This is a genomic window from Roseibium sp. QJM3NY_11 (genome assembly GCF_056173175.1).
The window spans coordinates 3429831-3449928 of sequence record NZ_CM149660.1; the positions used below are offsets into that span (position 1 = coordinate 3429831).

At 61.9% G+C, this 20098-nt stretch carries 18 protein-coding genes, 2 tRNA genes, 1 pseudogene and 1 riboswitch; of the genes and pseudogenes, 8 read left to right on the forward strand and 13 right to left on the reverse strand.

From position 1 onward, the window contains the following. Positions 1-188: 188 nt before the first annotated feature. Complete coding sequence (locus tag AC0VX3_RS15845; protein WP_342894863.1) at positions 189-1580, reverse strand: TolC family outer membrane protein; 1392 nt, start codon at positions 1578-1580, stop codon at positions 189-191. Positions 1581-1794: 214 nt separating this feature from the next. Beyond that, positions 1795-2457 carry a protein-L-isoaspartate O-methyltransferase family protein gene (locus AC0VX3_RS15850; protein ID WP_348147861.1) on the reverse strand — a complete coding sequence of 221 codons (663 nt, stop codon included), beginning with the start codon at positions 2455-2457 and terminating at the stop codon, positions 1795-1797. A gap of 234 nt (positions 2458-2691) precedes the next feature. Between AC0VX3_RS15850 and AC0VX3_RS15855 the strand changes: the two genes are divergently transcribed. From AC0VX3_RS15855 to cbiB, 3 genes are all read left to right on the forward strand, one after another. Then, a tRNA-Cys gene (locus tag AC0VX3_RS15855) sits at positions 2692-2765 on the forward strand. A gap of 258 nt (positions 2766-3023) precedes the next feature. Beyond that, positions 3024-4052, forward strand: coding sequence for a threonine-phosphate decarboxylase CobD (gene cobD / locus AC0VX3_RS15860; protein ID WP_475521317.1), 1029 nt, complete (start codon positions 3024-3026; stop codon positions 4050-4052). Between the two features lie 9 nt (positions 4053-4061). Next, positions 4062-5036, forward strand: a complete 975-nt coding sequence (gene cbiB, locus AC0VX3_RS15865) for an adenosylcobinamide-phosphate synthase CbiB (RefSeq protein ID WP_475521318.1) — start codon at positions 4062-4064, stop codon at positions 5034-5036. A gap of 36 nt (positions 5037-5072) precedes the next feature. On the opposite strand, the gene AC0VX3_RS15870 is transcribed toward cbiB, so the two are convergent. Genes AC0VX3_RS15870 through cobU form a run of 6 tightly spaced genes read right to left on the reverse strand, consistent with a single transcriptional unit; the run spans position 5073 to position 12997 of the window. Then, the gene (locus AC0VX3_RS15870; protein WP_475521319.1) at positions 5073-6572 is read right to left on the reverse strand and encodes a cobyric acid synthase; all 1500 of its coding nucleotides are present in this window, start codon (positions 6570-6572) and stop codon (positions 5073-5075) included. Continuing rightward, positions 6569-6892 (reverse strand): YrhK family protein, encoded by a 324-nt coding sequence (locus tag AC0VX3_RS15875; protein ID WP_475521320.1) that lies wholly within the window; start codon positions 6890-6892, stop codon positions 6569-6571. The genes AC0VX3_RS15870 and AC0VX3_RS15875 overlap by 4 nt, the downstream gene beginning before the upstream one ends. Before the next feature lie 3 nt (positions 6893-6895). After that, positions 6896-7534 carry a cob(I)yrinic acid a,c-diamide adenosyltransferase gene (gene cobO / locus AC0VX3_RS15880; RefSeq protein ID WP_348147879.1) on the reverse strand — a complete coding sequence of 213 codons (639 nt, stop codon included), beginning with the start codon at positions 7532-7534 and terminating at the stop codon, positions 6896-6898. Beyond that, a complete protein-coding gene (gene cobN, locus AC0VX3_RS15885) occupies positions 7531-11289 on the reverse strand; it encodes a cobaltochelatase subunit CobN (protein ID WP_475521321.1) in 3759 nt (1252 codons plus the stop codon). The genes cobO and cobN overlap by 4 nt, the downstream gene beginning before the upstream one ends. 56 nt (positions 11290-11345) lie before the next feature. Beyond that, positions 11346-12449 carry a cobalamin biosynthesis protein CobW gene (gene cobW, locus AC0VX3_RS15890; protein WP_475521322.1) on the reverse strand — a complete coding sequence of 368 codons (1104 nt, stop codon included), beginning with the start codon at positions 12447-12449 and terminating at the stop codon, positions 11346-11348. Then, positions 12446-12997 carry a bifunctional adenosylcobinamide kinase/adenosylcobinamide-phosphate guanylyltransferase gene (cobU, locus tag AC0VX3_RS15895; protein ID WP_475521323.1) on the reverse strand — a complete coding sequence of 184 codons (552 nt, stop codon included), beginning with the start codon at positions 12995-12997 and terminating at the stop codon, positions 12446-12448. Before cobU ends, cobW begins: the two co-directional genes overlap by 4 nt. A gap of 33 nt (positions 12998-13030) precedes the next feature. Continuing rightward, positions 13031-13232: riboswitch (cobalamin riboswitch) on the reverse strand. Between the two features lie 367 nt (positions 13233-13599). Between cobU and AC0VX3_RS15900 the strand changes: the two genes are divergently transcribed. From AC0VX3_RS15900 to AC0VX3_RS15920, 5 genes are all read left to right on the forward strand, one after another. Beyond that, a tRNA-Asn gene (locus tag AC0VX3_RS15900) sits at positions 13600-13675 on the forward strand. Between the two features lie 421 nt (positions 13676-14096). Further along, positions 14097-14384 carry a hypothetical protein gene (locus tag AC0VX3_RS15905; protein ID WP_475521324.1) on the forward strand — a complete coding sequence of 96 codons (288 nt, stop codon included), beginning with the start codon at positions 14097-14099 and terminating at the stop codon, positions 14382-14384. A 69-nt stretch (positions 14385-14453) separates the two neighbouring features. Next, entirely contained in the window at positions 14454-14603 is a 150-nt protein-coding gene (locus tag AC0VX3_RS15910) for a hypothetical protein (protein WP_475521325.1), read from the forward strand. Beyond that, positions 14593-15117 (forward strand): site-specific integrase, encoded by a 525-nt coding sequence (locus AC0VX3_RS15915; protein WP_475521326.1) that lies wholly within the window; start codon positions 14593-14595, stop codon positions 15115-15117. Before AC0VX3_RS15910 ends, AC0VX3_RS15915 begins: the two co-directional genes overlap by 11 nt. Before the next feature lie 676 nt (positions 15118-15793). Further along, a complete protein-coding gene (locus AC0VX3_RS15920; protein WP_475521327.1) occupies positions 15794-15925 on the forward strand; it encodes an ATP-binding protein in 132 nt (43 codons plus the stop codon). Positions 15926-15959: 34 nt separating this feature from the next. Here the strand turns inward: AC0VX3_RS15920 and AC0VX3_RS15925 are convergent. The 5 genes and pseudogenes from AC0VX3_RS15925 to AC0VX3_RS15945 form a co-directional block, all read right to left on the reverse strand. Beyond that, positions 15960-16133: pseudogene (locus AC0VX3_RS15925) on the reverse strand (transposase); the annotation flags it as partial. A gap of 184 nt (positions 16134-16317) precedes the next feature. Further along, on the reverse strand, positions 16318-17061 hold the full coding sequence (pldH, locus tag AC0VX3_RS15930; protein ID WP_475521328.1) for a pyridoxal 4-dehydrogenase, SDR-type: 744 nt from the start codon (positions 17059-17061) through the stop codon (positions 16318-16320). 34 nt (positions 17062-17095) lie between these two features. Then, positions 17096-18280, reverse strand: a complete 1185-nt coding sequence (gene ppaT, locus AC0VX3_RS15935; protein ID WP_475521329.1) for a pyridoxamine--pyruvate transaminase — start codon at positions 18278-18280, stop codon at positions 17096-17098. Between the two features lie 10 nt (positions 18281-18290). Then, positions 18291-19097, reverse strand: coding sequence for a 4-pyridoxolactonase (gene pldA, locus AC0VX3_RS15940; RefSeq protein WP_475521330.1), 807 nt, complete (start codon positions 19095-19097; stop codon positions 18291-18293). Positions 19098-19161: 64 nt separating this feature from the next. Then, the gene (locus AC0VX3_RS15945; protein WP_342894877.1) at positions 19162-20097 is read right to left on the reverse strand and encodes a putative B6 ABC transporter permease subunit 1; all 936 of its coding nucleotides are present in this window, start codon (positions 20095-20097) and stop codon (positions 19162-19164) included. Between the last annotated feature and the right edge of the window lies 1 nt (position 20098).

Consider the following 20098-nt stretch of genomic DNA (forward strand, 5'->3'; position numbering starts at 1 on the left):
CAACCGCGCACTCTACCAACGCCTTTTCCCCTTTTAACTCGGAAAAAGCCATTCGCAGACGCGTTTCGCCGTGCTTTCGTATTGAAAGACAGCACTGTTTTTTTTGAAAAAGCCCGGCAAAAGGAGTTGCGCAGCCGAGCCTTTTCAAAGCTCAGCCACGATGGTGCAGAAAAGAAGTTGCCGAAGTCTTACCGGCCGTCCGGCGTACGCAGGCCGATCCACTTGTCGCGGACCGCCTGGTAATGCTGCTTGGGATTGTAACGGGCGACATTCAGCCCGAGCGAGTCCGCGTCCAGCCGGCCGATCGCCGCGACGAGTTGGTAGCCGCCCACGATCCGGTTGCGCTGCGCGGTGACAAGATTGGACTGCTGGGTCACCAGTTCCCGCTGTGCATCCAGAACATCGAGAGTCGTGCGCTGTCCGACACGCTGTTCCTCGATCACGCCTTCCAGGGCAAGCTGCTGCGCTTCGACGGCAGCCTGTGCGGCCACGATGGACGCTTCGGCAGCCTGGTAGTTGCCCCAGGCGGAAATCACGTTGGCGCGAACCTGGTCGCGCGTGACATCAAGCTGAAGCCTGGTCTGGCCGAGTTCTTCCTTGGCCTGGCGGACACGCGACGATACCTGGCCGCTCTGGTAGAGCGGAATGCTGACATTGCCGAAAATCTGCGCGTTGTCGCTGTAGTCCGTCGTTGCAGACGGCTTCCAGGATCGCGACAGGCTGCCGTCCAGGGTAACGGTCGGCAGCAATTCGCCCTCGATGGCCTTGATGTTGAACAGAGCCGCATCGACCAGATGGGCCGCCTGCCGGACCAGAGGCTGGTGCGCCTCGCTTTCCTGAAGCGCGTGTTCGATCGACTTGGGCACATACCGGCTGATGCCGGTGTCCGCGGACAGGCTGTTCGCCTCGATGCCGATCACCTGGCGGTAGATCGCTCGGCTCGTGTTCAGGTTGGCAAGCGACGTGTTGAGGCTTGCCCGGGCTTCCGCGGCACGGGCCTCTGCCTGACTCACGTCCGTCCGCGTTCCCTCACCGACATCGAACCGGTCACGTGCGGCACGGACCTGCTCCTGCAGAAAGGCAAGATCGCTGCGCTGCAGGGAGACCAGAGCCGTGTCGCGGATGACATCGACATAGGCGGTGGCGGCATCCAGAAGGGTGTCCTGCTCGGTCGACATCAGGCTTTCGCGCTGGGCCCGCACAACCGCTTCCGCCTGGCGGGTGGAATTGACAGTCCTGAACCCGCGAAACAGGGTCTGGCTGATGGTCAGCGAGATGGAGGCGTTGTTCCGGTAGTCGATATTGGAATCGGTTCCCGTTGCAAGGCGCCCCGCGGATCCTGCTGCGGTGACCGTCGGCCGCCAGCCGGACAATGCCTGCGGCACGTTTTCGTCAACGCCGCGCAATGCCGCCCGGGCCGCGTTCAGTGTCGGATTGTTTGAATAGGCCAGTCCAAGGGACTCGCGGATGGTTTCCGCATTGGCGGAGGACACTAAAGGCCCGGTCAGCGCCTGCACGGACACGCCCCCCAACAGGCCAACCGCGACAGCAACTGCTTTTAGCGTTGAACGACCAGACACGCCATACTCCTTCCGGACCAACCCACTCACCTGAGTTGAGTAAACTGACCGGTGTTATTCTTCAACCGTTTACGGGTCGCAGGGGGCAAATTTCCGGGAGTGCGGCTTAATGGCAACAAGTTGCCCCAGCGGATGCCGGTAACCGAACAAGGGAAATGCGAGAAACCGGCGGGCCCTGGCCGACTTGTCAGGACTGCAACGCCGGGTTGCCGCTTCAGAATACGAATTCGGCCGATCTGGCAAATCCGGGCAGGATCTTCACCGACGCATTGAAGCCGAAGCGGCCGCTGATCGCATCGCCGGATTTCTGGTAGAGTTTCGCGGCACCGGCGCCGCCCTGTCCCTCGATCACCGCAAGTCGGCCATCGGGCTTGAGCTGATTGCCGAGAGCCTCGGGCAGCACGTCCACGGCGCCATCGACCAGAATGACATCATAGGGGCCTTCGGCGGCGTAACCGTCCACGAGCGGCCCTTCGACGACGACCGCGTTCTCTATGCCGAGATCGACGAGAACATCGGTCGCCGTACTGACGAAGTCCTGGTTCTCCTCAAGAGCGACAACGGAGGCGGCCAGCTTCGAGATCACGGCGGCGCTGTAGCCGGTTCCGGCTCCGATCACCAGAACAACGTCATCTTCCCTGATATCCGCGAGCTGAACGAGTTTGCCGAAGATGTGGGGTTTCATCAGGACGCGCCCGCTGTCGGTCGATCCGATCGGGAGATCCTCGTCGATATAAGCGACGGCCCGCCTGGACGCTGGCACGAAGCGTTCGCGGGGAACCAGTTCCATGGCATCCAGAATGCGGTGGTCGGTCACATCATTGGTGCGCAGCTGGTTGTCCACCATCTTGCGGCGGGACTGGTTAAAGTCCGTCATATCGGCCCTCACTTTGACTTGCCGGCTCGCCGGCGCCTCGTAACCCGTTCATTAGCGACAGGGAGGCGCCCTGACAAGTATCCCCGTTGCTTGATCCCCCGGCGGCAGCGTGAAACGTTAATAAATTCAGTGAAACCCGCGCCGCACGCTGGCCGGTGGAAAATCCGCGAGCGCCGAAAACAGGACTTGACCACAGCACGCAACTGATTGATAACGCGCGGCACACCACCTAGGGGCCCTGTGGCGGAGTGGTGACGCAGCGGATTGCAAATCCGTGTACACCGGTTCGATTCCGGTCGGGGCCTCCATCTCATCGACATGCCATTGCGCAAGATTTCGATGTCTGCACGCGGACGTGCAAACACTTCCTTTCCGGATAATTCAGACTCGCGGCACATTGAAGCGTCTGCCTCGGAGCGGCCGCAAGCAGTGCCGGCCGGTCCGGTGCCGCACCCTGAGCAGTTCGTGTCGCGAACCATCTATACATTCCGCCCCCTGCCCGGCTACATGACGGGTCAGACGAACCCGTCCACGTCCGCGGCCAAGGCCACGGTCGCGCAGGCGGCATGAACCAACGGAAACAGGGTGGCTTGATGGAACACGGCGGGGATCTGAGTGAAGCGGTCGAACGGTTTGGCGGTCCGGCGGACACATGGCTGGACCTGTCGACCGGCATCAATCCCTACGCCTATCCCTTGCCGGAAGACCTTCCTGCGTCGGCGTGGACGCGGCTGCCTGCAAAGGCAGCCGAGGAACGCCTTGCCACAGCCGCGCGTCAGGCCTACCGCGTCCCGGATCACCTCGGTCTTGTCACGGCGCCGGGCACACAGGTCCTGCTGTCCCTGCTGTCGCTTGTTCTTCCCGAGGGGCCGGTTGCCATCGCCACGCCGACCTACTCCAGCCACAAGAAGGTCTGGGTGCGCGAAGGCAGGGAGCCGGTGGAGGTCTCCAGCGCCTATGCCCTGCCCGCGGACGCCAGGATCGTGGTTCTGGTCAACCCCAACAATCCGGATGGCCGGCTGATCGATGTCAAAAGTCTTCTTGAGATCGCCCGGACCCTGAGCGAACGCGGCGGGTTCCTGGTCCTGGACGAGGCCTTCGCCGATGTCATGCCCGGGGCGGGCCTGCTGCCGCACCTGGGCAATGAAAACGTTCTGGTCCTGCGCTCCTTCGGCAAGTTCTTCGGGCTGGCCGGATTGCGGCTCGGTTTTCTGGCTGGTCCCAGGGAAGTGACGGTCAGACTGTCGGGTCTGCTGGAAAGCTGGAGCCTCAGCGGCCCGGCCCTGGAGATTGGCGTCGCGGCGCTTCGCGATACGTCATGGCAGGATCGCATGAACCGGCAGCTTGTCGACGAGATGGCCGATCTGACACTGACCCTGTCGCGGCATGGCCTGAGCGTCTTTGGTGGAACGCCGCTTTATGCGCTCGCAGGCCTCAGAAACGCCAGGGACATGCACGAGGCGCTCGCCCGCAGGCGGATCTGGACCCGGATCTTCGACTACGCTCCGACCTGGATCCGGTTTGGCCTGCCAGGTGGCCCGGCAAACCTTGCGCGACTGTCGGATGCTCTTGCCGATGCACAAAAAGAGCTCTAACCAGCTTCCATGCTGATTTATGAAAACGCGCTCTGGCTTTTGCTGGCAGCGCTTCTGCTCGATGCCCTGGCCGGCGACCCCGACTGGATCTGGCGGCGCTTGCCGCATCCCGTGGTCTGGATCGGCAAGGTCATCTCCCTGTTCGACCGTCACCTGAACAAGAACGAGGCCTCGCCCCGTTTCCGGAGGCTGGCCGGCAGCGGCACGCTCGTCATCCTGGTTGCGGGGGGCTTGTGTGCCGGCGCGATCATACAGGCAGCAGCAGCGGCAGTTCCTTATGGCGGGCTTCTCACGGCGGTCATCGCCGCGGTTTTCCTTGCCCAGAACAGCCTCTACCGCCATGTCGCCGCCGTCCGGGACGGCTTGCGGGACAATGGTTTGCCGGGTGGGAGACAGGCCGTTGCCATGATTGTCGGCCGGGACCCGGCGCAGCTCGACGAAGCCGGCGTGTCCAGAGCGGCAATCGAATCCTGCGCGGAGAATTTTTCCGATGGTGTCGTCGCGCCCGTGTTCTGGTTCGCGCTGCTGGGCCTGCCCGGCCTGATTGCCTACAAGGCGGTCAATACCGCCGACAGCATGATCGGTCACAAGAACGCGGCCTATGCCGAGTTCGGCCGGGCATCGGCCCGGTTCGACGATCTCGTCAACCTGCCAGCGTCACGCCTTGCCGGTTTGATGATCGCGCTCGTCGCGCCGCTGGCAAGCGGTTCGATCCTGAAAAGCCTCCATTGCATTCGCGCGGATTCAGACAAACATCGCTCGCCGAACGCCGGCTGGCCGGAAGCGGCCATGGCCGGGGCCCTAGGCCTCGCCCTCGCCGGACCGAGAATTTATCCGGGCTATACGGTCGACGACCGCTATCTGAACGGATCCGCGCGCATGGATGCAGGCGTGGAAGACATCTCGCGCGCTCTGACTATCCTCTTGGGCACTCTTGCCCTTCAGGCGCTCGTTGTCGCCTTGCTTGCCGTGGCTACCCTCTAGCGGTTCTCCGACCGCCCCTCGGGCGTCAATGGGCCGTCAAACTCCGAATGCATGCTCCCGAGACCCGCCCGCGATCTGCAGCAGCGCATCGATATCAAGCGATTTTGCCAGATGCTCCGCCAGGTCTTCAAGGATCCGGTCGATATCCCGGTCGTAGGTCAGCTGCGAACGCGTCCCGAAGGCGTCCAGATATGCTGCGCGGAACGCGTCTCCGGTGAAAAGACCGTGGACATAGGTGCCTGAAACCTGTCCGTCGGGGGAGACGGCACCATCAGGACATGCCCCTGCCAGCAGCATCATCGGACTGGCGCTATCCGGCCCTTGCGTCTGGCCGACGTGGATTTCATAGCCCGACACCGGTGCGCCGCTTGCAACATGCGTTCCCGAGGCTGCGACAGTCGATTTCTGCGATGTCAGAACGGTCTCAACGTCGAGATACCCCAGGCCCTCGACAGTTCCCGGCGGTCCCTCGACGCCGTCCGGGTCCGAGATCGTCCGGCCGAGCATCTGATAGCCGCCGCAGATCCCCAGAATATGCCCGCCCCGGCGGTGATGCGCCTTCAGATCGATGTCCCAGCCCTGGCTTTGAAAGAATTTCAGATCGCCGATGGTCGATTTCGACCCCGGCAGAAGCACCAGGTCCGCATCGCCCGGCAGGGGCGTTCCGGGCTGGATGAGTTCGAGCGTCACGCCCGGCTCAAGTCTGAGCGGATCGAGATCGTCGAAGTTGGCGATCCTGGAAATGACCGGAACAACGATTTTCATGTCGCCGTCGCCGAGCCCGCCGGCGAGGTCCAGTGCATCCTCGGCAGGTAGTTTCGCCGCATCCGCAAACCAGGGCACCACGCCAAGGCCCCGCCATCCCGTGCGCGCCTCGATTTCCCGCATGCCGTCCTGAAACAGGCCCGGATCGCCGCGAAACCGGTTGATGAAAAAGCCCCTGACCCGCTGCCGTTCTTCCGGTTCCAGCACCGCATGCGTGCCGACGACCGATGCGATCACACCGCCCCGGTCGATATCCGCACACAGGATCACAGGCAGATCGGCCGCGCCGGCAAAGCCCATGTTGGCAATGTCGCCCGCACGCAGATTGATTTCCGCCGGGCTGCCGGCGCCTTCCACGATCACCAGATCCGCTTCTGCGGCATTGATTGAATAACTCTCGATAACCTTTGGAAGAAGAAGCGCTTTCTGTTTTCCGTATTCACGTGAACGCAGGGTGCCGAACCGCTTTCCCTGCACGATCACCTGTGCGCCCGTGTCCGTTTCCGGCTTCAGCAGCACCGGGTTCATATGGACACTCGGCGCCACCCGGCAACCCATCGCCTGCAGCGCCTGCGCCCGGCCGATTTCGCCGCCGTCGCCGGTCACCGCAGCGTTGTTGGACATGTTCTGGGGCTTGAAGGGCCGGACAGCGAGGCCGCGATTGGCAAACAAGCGGCAGAGCCCCGCCACGATGAGGCTCTTGCCGACATTCGATCCGGTGCCCTGCACCATGACGGCTGGCACCCGGCGCCCGTTCCCGGCTGCGCTCATTCTTTCGATCTGTCCCTGCTCGCCCTGCTGCTTTCGGGACTGGCACCATAGGGCCGGAATTCAGGTGGCACCGGCAGATTGGCGAGACGCAGTTCCAGCAACAGGCGGACAGTCGGGCGGGCAGCGAACAGGATCGAGCCGATCAGAAACAGCCAGGTTCCGGCATAAGTCAGGCTTTCATAAAAGAAAAAGACACTCCCGATGACGAAGAACAGCGCGGCCAGAAACTCCACCAGCGTCCGATAGAGTTCGAACTTGCGGACGGTTTCCGCGTGACGCGCCGTGGCGGTGCGGACACTGTGATCAAAGAGCTTGCTCATCGCCTAGAACTCGATACCTTCCTGCGGCTTCACGCCGGAGCGGAACGGATGCTTTATCTGGGTCATCTCGGTCACCAGATCGGCAATATCGATCAATTCGTCCTTGGCATTGCGGCCGGTGATGACGACATGCACATCCTCCGGCTTTTCGTTTTTCAGAAAGTCCACGACCTCGGCAATGTCGAGATAGTCGTAGCGCAGCACGATGTTGAGTTCATCGCACAGGACCAGACGGTAGTCGCCGGACGTGATCATCTGCTTGGCCACTTCCCAGGCCTCACGGGCCGCGTCGATGTCCCGCTGGCGGTCCTGGGTCTCCCAGGTGAAGCCCTCGCCCATGCGCTTGATGGTCACCAGGTCTGAAAAGCGTTCCAGCGCCATACGTTCGCCGGTCTCGATCCGGCCCTTGACGAATTGCACCACGCCGATCCTGTGACCATGGCCGAGCGAGCGGAAGACCATGCCGAACCCGGCTGTCGACTTTCCCTTGCCCTTGCCGGTGTGGACGATCAAGAGACCTTTCTCGATGGTCTTGGTCGCCATGATCTTGTCGCGCGCGGCCTTCTTCTTGCGCATTTTCTCTGCATGGCGCGCGTTGAGTTCCTCTTCAGAGAGGTCTGGCTTGTCCTTGTCGGCGGTCACGATGCGTCCGTCCCTTCCAGTGTCGATTTGAGCTCGTTCAGTGCAGCATGTGTCGAATTGCGCCGCGGCGTCCAGAGGCCGCGGTCGATTGCCTCCTGAAACCGGGCCAGCATTTCATTCAGACCGGCCGGATTGGCCTCGCGCAGAAACGCCAGCACATCATTGTCGGCCAGATAGGCGTCATACAACTGGTCGAAATGATGATCACCCACAGCGCGCGTGGTGGCGGCGAACGCGAACAGATAATCAAGCGTCGCGACCATCTCGAAGGCGCCCTTGTAGCCGTGACGCATGACACCGCGGATCCACTTGGGATTGGCGGCGCGGCCCCGCACGACCCGGCCGATTTCCTCCGACAGGCTGCGCACCACCGGCCGTTCGGGGCGCGAATGGTCGTTGTGATAAACCTTGGGCGCACCGCCCTTGAGGCTCTCCACGGTCGCCGCCAGCCCGCCCTCGAACTGGTAGTAGTCGTCGCTGTCCAGCAGGTCGTGCTCGCGGTTGTCCTGGTTGTGCAGGACGGCGTCGACTGATTTCAGCCGGCTTTCAAGAGATGTGCGGGCGCCCTCACCTGTGGCCCCGCCGCCGTAGGCATAGCCGCCCCAGGTGAGAAAAGCCTCTGCAAAATCGCCGCGATCCGCCCAGATTCCTTCGTCGATCAGCGCCTGCAGCCCGGCACCATATGCACCCGGTTTCGATCCGAATACGCGGAAACCGGCCTGCCGGATGGCCTCATCCGCGTCCATGCCACCGCCGCGCAACCGTTGTGCATCCGACCGCATACGCGCGGCAACCGGATTGGCGTCTTCCGGTTCTTCCAGAGCACCGACGGCGCGAACGGCGCTGTCAAAGAGATCCATCTGATGTGGAAAGGCATCGCGGAAAAAGCCCGACACGCGCAGTGTCACATCGATGCGCGGACGGCCGAGTTCGGAAAGTTTCAGCACGTCAAATCCGGTCACCCGGCCCGATCCGGCCTCCCAGACCGGTGCCGCGCCGATCAGCGCCAGTGCCTGAGCTATGTCGTCGCCGCCGGTGCGCATGTTGGCCGTGCCCCAGCAGGTCAGCACCAGCGCCTTCGGCCATTCGCCCTCTTCCTGGAAATACCGCTCCGCCACCAGCGAGGCGGACTGCCGGCCGAGCCGCCAGGCCGTCTCGGTCGGAACGGCGCGCACATCCACCGAATAGAAATTCCGGCCGGTCGGCAGAACGTCGGGACGGCCGCGCGAAGGGGCACCGGAAGGACCGGGCGCGACGAACCGGCCGTTGAGCGCGTTCAGAACGGCGGTGGTCTCGGCGGGGCCGGAGGCGGCCACGGAGGGTGCGAGGCGTGTGACGACATTCTCAAGAACAGCCCGAACCGCCTGCCAATCTTCCGGTGGGGCGGTATCGCCCGCGATCAAGGCGCGGGCGAAGAGTTCAATGCGCTCCACCGTGTCGCCGTTCGACCGCCAGGGCGCCGCGGTCACGGTCTTCAGGATGTCCGGTTTGCTGCCGGACCAGGCCGCGGCGAAATCGCAGTCGAGCGGATCGAACCCGGAAAAACCGAGGTCGGCGGCAATGGCCCGCTGGAGGCTCTGCTCCCCCGGAAGGCCGCCTCGCGGCAGCCTTGCAAGCGCGGCCAGAAGATCGCTCTGAAGGTCCCCTTTCGGACTTTCGCCGAGGATGTGCAGCCCGTCCCGGATCTGCAGTTCCTTCAGATCGCACAGATGGGCATCCAGCCGCGCCAGGCGGGTTTCCGCGTCCATGTCGTCACTGAGACCGATGTCTCTGTCGAGCCCGTGGCGCACGGCCGCGTCGAGGATATCCCGGGTCAGTGCCTTGAGACGGCGCGGGTCGACGCCGCTGGCGAGGTAATATTCGTCGAGCAGCGTTTCGAGTTCCTCGGCGACACCGTGGCTTTCCGCTCGGGTCAGCGGCGGCGTGAGGTGATCGACGATCACGGCAGATGTGCGCCGCTTGGCCTGCGCGCCTTCTCCCGGATCGTTGACGATGAACGGATAGATGTTGGGCACCGGACCAAGCACGGCTTCCGGGAAACAGGTCTCTGACAGGGCCAGCGCCTTGCCCGGCAGCCATTCCAGATTGCCATGCTTGCCCAGGTGAATGACCGCATCCACACCGAATGCATCGCGGAGCCAGACGTAGAAGGCGAAATAGTGGTGCGGCGGTACCAGGGCCGGGTCGTGGTAGGTTTCTTTCGGATCGATGTTGTAGCCGCGTGCCGGCTGGATCCCGACCATCTGGTTGCCGAACCGGTGCAGGGCCAGACGGAACACGCCGTCAACAACATGCGGATCGTCTTCCGGCTGGCCCCACCGTTCGATGACCGAGAGGCGCACGGGTTCCGTCAAGGCCGCAAACGCGCGCCGGTAATCCATCAGCGAAAGCGACTGATAGCCTGCGCGCGTGGCGCGGTCCTCCAGAGCATTGGTCACGCCGCCAGTCAGCGTCTCCATCAGCGCGGCGGAGGTCTCCGGCGCGCCCGAGACGTCATAGCCTGCCCGCGCCATCGCCTTCAGCACGGTGACGCAGGACGCCGGCGTATCGAGGCCGACCCCGTTGGCAAGGCGCCCGTCCCGGTTCGGATAGTTGGCAAGGATCAGAGCGCTTTTCTTTTCAGCGGCCGGTTTTCGGCCCAGCGTCGCCCACCCGGACACCAGATCGGCCACGAAGCGGATCCGGTCGGGAAGCGGCGTGAAGGCGACAGGCGTGGACTGCGTCACCTCGTCATAAACGCCCTCTTCCTTGAAGGAGACGGCCCGGGACAGGATCCGGCCGTCGATCTCCGGCAGCACCACATGCATGGCCAGGTCCCGGACCGACAGGCCCTGGTCACTGTCCTCCCAGCCTTCCCTGGAAGACGACGAGAACACCACTTGCAGCACCGGCCTGCCCGGACGGTCGAGTGGCGTCGGCTGGTGTGGCGCCCCGGCCTTCGACACCGCGAAGGCCGTGCCATTCAGAACGACATCCGGCCCTGCGGCCTCGAACAGACTGTCGAGCACGGCAACCGATTCAGCTTCCTTGAGACTGGAAACGAACACCGGCAGCGCATTGACCCCAGCCTCGTCGAGCGCGCCGACCAGCGCATCGACCGGCGCCGTCTGCGCGCCCTGGACCAGCGCCCGGTAAAAGGTGATCGCCGCCACCGGCCGAGACGGATCCCGCCAGGTGGCTTTCAGGGCTGATAGATCCGGCGCGGCATGGCCGGGCAGATGGATGCCGGCGCGCGGCAGCGGCACGGGATGAGCCGGCTCCTCCGCCCGCCCCGACAGGAACGCGGCGTAGCGCAATGCGTTGGCGTAGTTCTCCGATCCACCCTCGACGCAATAGCGCCAGAAGCGATGCACCTCTTGCGCCGGATATGTCGAGCGCGACGTCAGGTCCTCGTCCCACTTGTCGTCGCCCGGGACCACAATCAGGCCGATGCCGGTGGCGCGGATTTCTTCTTCGATCCGTTCCAGTCCGTACCGCCAGTATTCGACGCCGCCCAGGATGCGCAGGATCACCAGCTTTGAGCCGCGCACCGTTTTTTCAGCATAAAGATCAACTGAATAGGGATGCGCCAGAGCCATCAGATTGGCCAGCCGCAAGCTGGCGGCCTGGTCGCCGAGGATCTTGCGGGCGGCGGCAAAGCTGCCCAGTTCGGTGTCGGCGGCGGACAGGAACAGGATGTCGGCAGGGGTCTGGCCGAGATCGACCGCGTCTTCCCCGTCGTCGATCCGCCGTGTCTGGCTCGCAAGAATATGCATGTTATCTGGGTGCCGCCTTCGTCTGGCCCGAATGAAACGTGTCTGGTCAGCGGCCCTCAGGCCGCCTCGGACACAGACCCGAGCAAGGGACGCACGGCAGTAAGGTCCAGCCCCTTCAGGCCGATGACCACCAGCTTGCCGGCACTCTCCACCCCGGCGGCAAACCAGGTCTCAACGCGCGGACCGACCGCCTGCACCATGGCTGGCGCCGCCTTGCCCGTGATCCGCACAGAACCCTTGATCCTGAGCACACCCTTGAGCGCCATCGCCTCGAGCACCTTCGCTTCGGCTTCCTTCAGGCTGCCGAAGGCCCCGACCTCAAGCACATGGCTTTCGAAATCGTCATGATGATGATGGTGATGATCGTCGTGGTCATGATCATGGTCGTGATGATCATGGTCATGGGCATCGTCGTGGTGATGATGCTCGTGCCGGGCCGCCATGTCGTCCTCTGCGGCCGAGCCCCGGCCAAGCAGAACCTCAATGGGCAAGGTGCCCTTTTCGGAGGAGACGATGTGGACCGCCGGACGAACATCGGCCTTGATACGGTCTTGGACCTTTTGCAGGGCATCGGCGGAAACCAGATCGGCCTTGTTCAGAACAACCAGATCCGCACAGCGGAGCTGATCTTCAAACAGCTCCTCGACCGGGCTGTCATGATCGAGCGCCTCGTCGGCAGCGCGCTGGGCGGCAAGCGCTTCCTCGTCGAGCGCGATCCGGCCCTCGGCCAGCGCAGCCGCGTCCAGAACCGTGACCACGCCGTCCACGGTCACTCTCTGCTTGACGCTCGGCCAGGAAAAGGCGCGCACCAGCGGTTGCGGCAGCGCCAGGCCGGACGTCTCGATGACGATGTGCTCCGGTGGCGTGTCGCGGGCCAGCAGCATTTCCATGGTCGGCAGGAAATCCTCGGCGACCGTGCAGCAGATGCAGCCATTGGTCAGTTCGACCACTTCCTCGGCGGAACAATCGGGATCCGCACATCCGTTCATCAACGAACCGTCGAAGCCCATGTCGCCGAACTCATTGACGATCAGCGCAATCCGCTTGCCGTTGGCGTTGGTGAGCAGGTTGCGGATCAGCGTGGTTTTTCCGGCGCCGAGAAACCCGGTGACGATCGTTGCCGGGATTTTCCGCCCCGGCTGCGAGGACGCATTTGTCATAATCTGATTTCCGCTTGTGAACTGGGTTTCAGAAGGATCGGCAGACCGGCGGCCACGAAGACGACCTTGCCGCAAGCCTGCGCCATATCCTGATTGAGCCGGCCTTGCGCATCCCGGAACGTCCTAGACAGGCGATTCTCCGGCACGATGCCCATGCCGACCTCGTTGGAAACGAAGATGCAGGAACCTGGAAGCGCGGACAGGGCGTTGCAAAGACCGTTGGTCTCCGCGAGGACGTCCTTTTCAGCGAACAGGAGATTGGAGAGCCACAGGGTCAGGCAGTCGACGAGCACCACCCGGTCCGGGCCGCATTCGCGCCGGAGTGCCGCGCACAGGTCCAGCGGCTCCTCGACTGTTTGCCAGGAACCGTCGCGGCGGTTCCGGTGCAGTGCGATGCGCGCGCTCATCTCACCGTCATGCGCTGCGCCGGTGGCAAGATAAACCTTCTGAAGACCGCAGTCTTCGGCGAGCTGTTCCGCGAACCGGCTCTTGCCGGACCGGGCGCCGCCAGTCACGAGGATGGCCCTGGGGCCGCTGTTATCCGTCAATTCCGTTTCCCGGCCGTCCGCCCGACAGCGTTAGAGGTTGCGTGTTCGACGGCCGGTCTCCTGGCTTGCGGCTCAACGCGCGCTGCACCCCTTCCCGGCCCGAAGGCCAGTGGTTTTCGTGCAGCCGCTCACCGCTCACAGTTGCGGGGGCAGCTCCGGCTCAGGGCATGACATGCCCGCACCGGATTCCCGTTTCATCCGGACAGCGCGCCAGACCACCACGTTCTGAAGAACACGGAAGCTCAGGCCCTGTCCGGAACCGTCGGAATCTTCCTAAACGGATCTGGGGCCGGGCACAAGCGTCACGAAAACATTCGCGTCTGCCATTTTGCGACCAGCCGCGCCTCCAGATGCCGCCTTTTCCTGTTTCATGTGACCGGCAGACACATCCCGGCACACGCCCGCGAAGGTCCGAACCAACCGGTTTTGCACCCTGGTCCGCGCACCTAGGCGCCTGAAAAATATCCGGTTTTCCACACGCGCAATAAAAAAATGACGGCTTGATGAAAAAAACCTAATCTGGGGCTTGGCAAACGGATCGCGCCTTTGATATACGCTTCTCCATCGACGGAGCGGCAAATCGCAGGCCCCGTACGTGGTGATCCCCAGTAGCTCAGTTGGTAGAGCAAGCGACTGTTAATCGCTGGGTCGCTGGTTCGAGTCCGGCCTGGGGAGCCATCACCACCCACCTTAAAAACCGCAGAAATCTGCCTAGCGCCACAGCAGCGCTTGACTTCCGCGTAAAAAATTCGCCAAAATTGCTACACATAGCGGGCGGATTTGGGACAGGCACGATCGCCGAAACCACATAACAGGGACGGTGTCTGGTACCTCGGAAAACGGGTCCCTAAGGCGTATGCACATTTCGAAAAAAGAGATCAGGTCTGGCTCTCGACAGGCATTCTCGTTGCGCACGACCCCAGAGCGTTGCGCGCAAAAGAGGCCATCCAGGAACTGAACTCAGAACTGGAAGCTTCAGGAGCAAGGCCGGGCCGACGACGCGAAAGAACGATTCGACGCTGCCCAGAAACGTGCCCGGGCTCTCCAGCTGCCTTATCTCACCAATGCGGAGATCGCCGCCGGGCCCATTGATGAAATCATGAAACGTATTGACCGCCTGGATTCACGGCGCGGCGCCGACGACAGTCAGGAAGTGTCCTCTGTCATGGGCGGCGAGGACCGGTCAGCGCTCCGGCTCTCCACGCTGATGGCCGAGTATGAAGGAAACCACAAAGCGTCTCTGATCAAGAAAAAGAAGTCGGACAACCAGATGCGGAAATGGCGGAATCCAAGAAAGCGCGCCATTCAGTATTTCATCGAGTTGACCGGGGACAAATCGCTTGAGCAGGTGACCCGGACGGATGCCAACAGATACCGGGACTGGTGAGAAGATCATGTTCTGAAAAACGATCTGAACCTGGCGACAGCGAACAAGAGCATCGGCTTTCTCGCGAAGATGCTGAAGGATATCGATCTGAAGTACCAGTTGAAACTGGAACCTATCTTCGCGGATCTCAGTTTTGCTGGAGCCAGGGATGGCAAACGGCCGACTTTCACCGCGGACCATGTCCAGAACGAGATACTGGCTCCAAGGGGTGTTCGATGACCTGAACGCGGAAGCAAGGGCGATCGTGTGGGTCTGCGCCGAGCTCGGTACCAGACCATCCGAAATCGCCAATATCAGTGGCAGGAAGGTTTTCCGGAATACGGAGATCCCGTTCATAAGGGTTCTCGAGGATGACCGCGAATTGAAGACTCACGATTCCGAGCGAGACCTGCCGCTGGTCGGATTCGCGCTGCTGGCCATGCAGCTTTTCCCTGGCGGATTTCCCAGCTATCGCGACCACGAAGGCACACTCTCGGGAACGGTCAACAAGTTCCTGAAAAGTCGAAGGCTCCTGCCGACCGAGAACCATTCTGTGTACAGTCTCCGCCACACGTTCGAGGACCGGCTGACCGCATTCGATCCGCCCGACAAAATCATTGCCTCATTGATGGGGCACGCGTTTCAACGCGAAAGATATGGTGAGGGGCCGTCTCTTGAACAAAAACGGCGGTGGCTGATGAAGATAGCCTTCAAGACGACGGCAGTGATTGCGGATCAAAACGTCTTGGCGTGACATCGATCGAAATCATACCCAGGATGCGCTGTGCCCGCTCGCGTCCGGATGAGCGTTCCCGTGCAATAAGAACTTCCTGCTCCAGCCGATCCATCACCGGCACATACGCCTCGCCGTGCCGCTCCAACAGGTTGGCGGCGAACACAAGGGCGCGTTCCAGTTTTGGAAGGGTAGGAGTGGTGATCTGATTGGCACCACCTCGTTCTCGTCCCAGTCCAGCACCTTCTTTGCCAGCAGCTTCATACGCGTGTCGTTTATGCGCTGCGCAACCGGCTCGCTATAGGGGTTCAGGATGCCTTCTGATTGGCTGGCTTTTAGCCCGGGCATCTCCATCAGAACGGGATCAGATCCCTCGTTAACGAACGAATAGTACGAGATGACAGCCTGTGCCTGATCGGGACCGACTTGACGATGCGCAGATGGCCCTTTTCCATGACCGCTTGGTCAGTTTGGAGAACGGCCCAGGGGTGAGTTCTGCATGTAGGCCACCTGTTTCTTTACGCTCGGGCGTCTATTCGAATAGCTTGATGTCGGCGGCGCTTTCTCTGCTGCGGCTGGCGATGCCGACGGTTAACCGGGCACCTCTCCCCGGGCTGTCCGCGACGAACGGCGTCTCATGCGATTCCAGAAGCTGATAGTCGCCTGAACGCTACTCATCATAGACGGGTTCGGCTGCGTGCCATTGTCGAAAACCGGAGCGGAACTGCTGTTCAAGTTGATCTCGCAACGCTACGAACCCGGGGCGCTCCTGATCTCCAACAGTCTTCCCTTTGACGAATGGACGGAACCCTGGGGTCTGAACGTCTGACCTGCGCACCGCTGGACCGCGGCAATCAGAGAATAGGGCCGGCCAGCAGACCGATTTCCCAGTACCGCCACGTCCAGCGTGTCAGGGCCGAAAGCCCAAGTCCCAATTCTTCTGCAACCTGGGCGATCATGCGCCCACTGGTTTCTGTCAGCCGAACTGCTTCCTGCTTGAACACGTCGGTGAGTGTCCATCTCTCACGTTTGCCCATAGAGTCCTCCTGTCGCCTTCAGCGCGATTAGAAAGGCCCTCCCCTTTTTTCCGGGCAAGTCCATACGCCCAAAATTCAAGCTTTGTCTCGACCGATACACCCGTCATCCATGTCCTCCGAATCATGGAAACTCATAGATTCATGATGTCCTGCAAAAATGTAACTGTAATGCTAAGCGCGGCCGTTAAAGCCTGATCATCCCGGCATCCACATTGACGCATTGGCCGGTCATCCAACCCGCATCGTCGGATACGAGGAATGCCACGACCTTGGCGATGTCGGCCGGCTGGCCCTTGCCGGGCATCGCCTGAAGCATCTCGACAAAACCGAAGCTCTCCGCATGCGGGCTCACCTTCACACCGTCGGATTCCGTAAGCCCCGGCGTGACCGCATTGACGCGAATTCCGTATTTGCCGACTTCTGTTGCCAGCGCACGAGTGAAGCCGATCACCCCTCCTTTGGCCGCCACATAAGCCGACATGTTGGGCGTGCCTGCGTAAAACGCGTTGGACGCGATGTTCAGCACCGTTCCCTTGCGCCCGGCAGCCCGCATCATGTCGGTCGCCTTGCGGCTGGCGATGAAGACGCTCGTCAGATTGGTATCGATGATCTTCTGCCAATGGGCGAGATCGACATCGTCCCAGGGGATAAAGGGAACGATGGATGCGTTGTTGACGAGGATGTCGATCGCGCCGTCCTGCGCTGCGTCCTCGAGCATCCTTTCGACCTGCGCGGCGTCGGTGGAATCGCAAGTCACGCCCTCGGCACCTTGACCGATCTCGGCAGCAGCGGATTTGGCTCCTTCACCATTGATATCGGAGATAACGACCTCGGCGCCAGCATCGGCCAGCGCTTGGGCAATTGCCTTGCCGATGCCCTGTGCGCCCCCGGTTACGACTGCCTTGCGGCCATCAAGACTTGTGCTCATTCACTTAATCCTTTCGTTGTTGCAGTGCCCGGTTCTAGTCGTCTATTGCCGCGTCCCACGCAGCCTGAGCAGCAGCAAGTCCTGCCGCCACATCCACCGTTGCACCAGAGGCCTTCAGAGCACCGCCCAGGGCAGAGACCGCCAGAAGGGCGTAGGCCGGTTGTGCCGTCGGTCCCATGTGGCCAATACGGATCAGCTTTCCCAGTGTTTCAGCCCGGCCGGCCGACATGGACACCCCATAGCGAGCCCGCGCCTCCGCGAGCACCGGACCGGCGTCAATGCCGTCAGGCATTCGTACGGCCGTCGCGGTTGGCGATGCGATGTCTTCCGAGGCCGGCCAGAGGTCCACACCCATCGCCTTGATGCCTTCCCGGCAAACTGTTGCAGTCAGCGCATGACGCTCCCAGACGGCTTCCGGGCCTTCTTCGAGATAGCGGTCAAGCGCGGCATCCAGACCGTTGATCTCGGCCACGGACGGCGTGAAGGGGAATGGCTCGGTCTTTTTCCAGGCGTTCTTCCAGTCCGTGAAGCTGAGCATGGAAGCAAACGGAGCATCGGGATTGCCCTCGATCTTGGCCCACCCCTGTTCGGAGACGGCGACGAGCGACAGCGAAGGCGGGCAGCCAAGGCACTTGTTCGGGCCTGTGACGTAAACAGCCGCCTGACTGGAGGATGGGCTTGTCGGCATTCCGGCCCAGGACGACACTGCGTCTACAAGAAGCAATGCCCCAGCTTCAGCCGCAGCGGCACCGATGGCATCGATGTCATTGATGGTTCCCGATGGAGTGTCATGGTGGCAAACGCAGACCACGCTGACCTCGGGATTTTCCTTCAGGAACGATCGGACCTGGTCGGGATCGATCGCAGTGTCATAGGCCACTTCGATCTCTTCCACCCTCTTGGCGTAGCGTTTGGCCCAATAGCCAAAGCCCTTGCCATAGACGCCGGAGGCAAGGTTCACCACCACGTCCTCCTTGGCGATCAGGGACGCGGCTGCTCCTTCGAGCGCAAGAACGGGCTCGCCCTGAAGGATAAGCGGCGGCAAATCGCACCCCAACGCCCTTTGCACCTTCATCGTGACATTCTCGAAAAAGGCCTGGAAGGCGGGATCGTAGTCGTAGAGTACTGTTTTACCCAGTGCGCGCAGCACTTCAGGATAAGCGTCCACAGGGCCGGCGGTGAGAGTGAAGACCGGCGATTTCGTTTCGGGATATCTCATCGGGTGCTCCTCAGCCGTAGAAATTCACGCCGGTTCTGTAACCCCTGAAGCTCTCCGGATCGTGGCTGAAGAGAACCTCGGCATTCTTTTCCTTCTCGATTTGCTTCAACCGCCGCATCGAATTCACACCCGCCACCGGATCGATGTGAAAGCCCGCATTGATGTCGTTTTCGTAGTTCTTGCGGGTATAGGCAGCATCGAGCGTCAAAAGCAGCGGACGGCGGGTGCCGAACTCCACCAGCAGCGAATAGTGACCGACCGTGTGTCCCGGCGTGTAGATCAGGGTCACGCCTGGCGCGAGTTCCACGTCGCCCTCGATCAGCTCGAACTTGGTGTTGCCTGCGGTCTGCCCGGCGGTAAGCTGATCGGCCATCCCGCGCGCTTCGGCCACATCTGTAGAGAAGGCTAAATCGGAATAGCCAAGAACCTCGAAAGGCTGGCACCTGGCGGCCTGCGGAAGCTCGTCCTTGTGGCAGATCTTCTTTGTGTCGGGGAAAAACTTGTTGCCCCCGACATGATCGAAGTGGAAATGCGAGTTGAACAGGACATCAATGTCCTTCGGCTCCAGTCCCAGAAGCTTCAGAGCTCCCGGAATGGTCTGCTGTTCGGTCTGTTGTGGCTTCTCGAAGGACAAAGCCTTGTTCACGTGGTCGATATCATAGCCTGTATCGATCAGGAATTTTCCCTTCGGATGATCGACGAGCACGGAATAGACCGGAAAACGAACTTCACCGCCCGGTCCCTTGTTCCACCAGATATGGAACCCGTCCAGCACCAGCGAACCTCCGTCAAGCAAATAGACTTTGGTATCAGCCATGTCACTTCTCCTTCATGTTGCCCGGTCCCCGTCTCCAGGAATGGGAATGGTCGGTAGCGGCGCTTTAGCGGGCACCGCGTTCGTAGGCAGCGCCCAGTGCCGCGGGCAGCTTTGCCCGGCGGCCGAAAAGCACCAAGACCAGCATTACCGCCGCAAAAGGCAGCATCTGGATAACGTCGGTGGGGATGTTCGACCCCGCGACCTGCAGTGCGGTGGTCAATGACAGCGCGGCTCCGAAAATCAGCGAGCCGATCAGAACCCAGAGCGGCCGGCCCCGCGCCAGCATGGCGAGCACTATGCCGATGAAGCCTGCACCGCCTGTCATGAAGGGAATGAACAACCCTGCCCCGATATTGGCGAGATAGGCACCGCCGAGGCCTGCCATAGCACCGGTGAACAGCACCGCAACGACGCGAATGCCGAGCACGTTGCCACCGGCCACGTCCAGCGCCGCCGGACGCTCCCCGGCTGCACTCAGGGTCATGCCAAGATTGGTGCGCCGATACAGGTATGCCAGCACCACGACAGCAATGAGTGCGAGATAGACGATCAGATGCCGCCCGAACAGCGAAGGTCCAATCACCGGCAGATCGGTCAATCCCGGGATACTCAACCGCTCGGGCGCGGGCAGGCGCGGATAGGTCCGGGAAAACTGGAAATGATGGAGCAGTGCGGTTAGCCCCTCCACCCCAAGCGTCAGGCCGATGCCAATCACGATCTGGTTCAGGCCCAACCGGACGCACAGCACCGCCATCACAATGGCCGTCAGCACGCCGCCGAGAATGCCCCCGAGAAATCCCAGCCAAAGCGAATTGGTCTCGAAGGCGACGAGAAAGCCGACATAGGCCCCCATCAACATCATACCCTCGATACCGATGTTCAGCACTCCCGCCTTCTCCGACATCTGCTCTCCCAATCCCGCGAGCAGTATCGGGATGGCGGCAACGATCGCACCGGTCAACAGCGACGAAAGGAACGCTTCGGTCAGCAAGCCACTCATC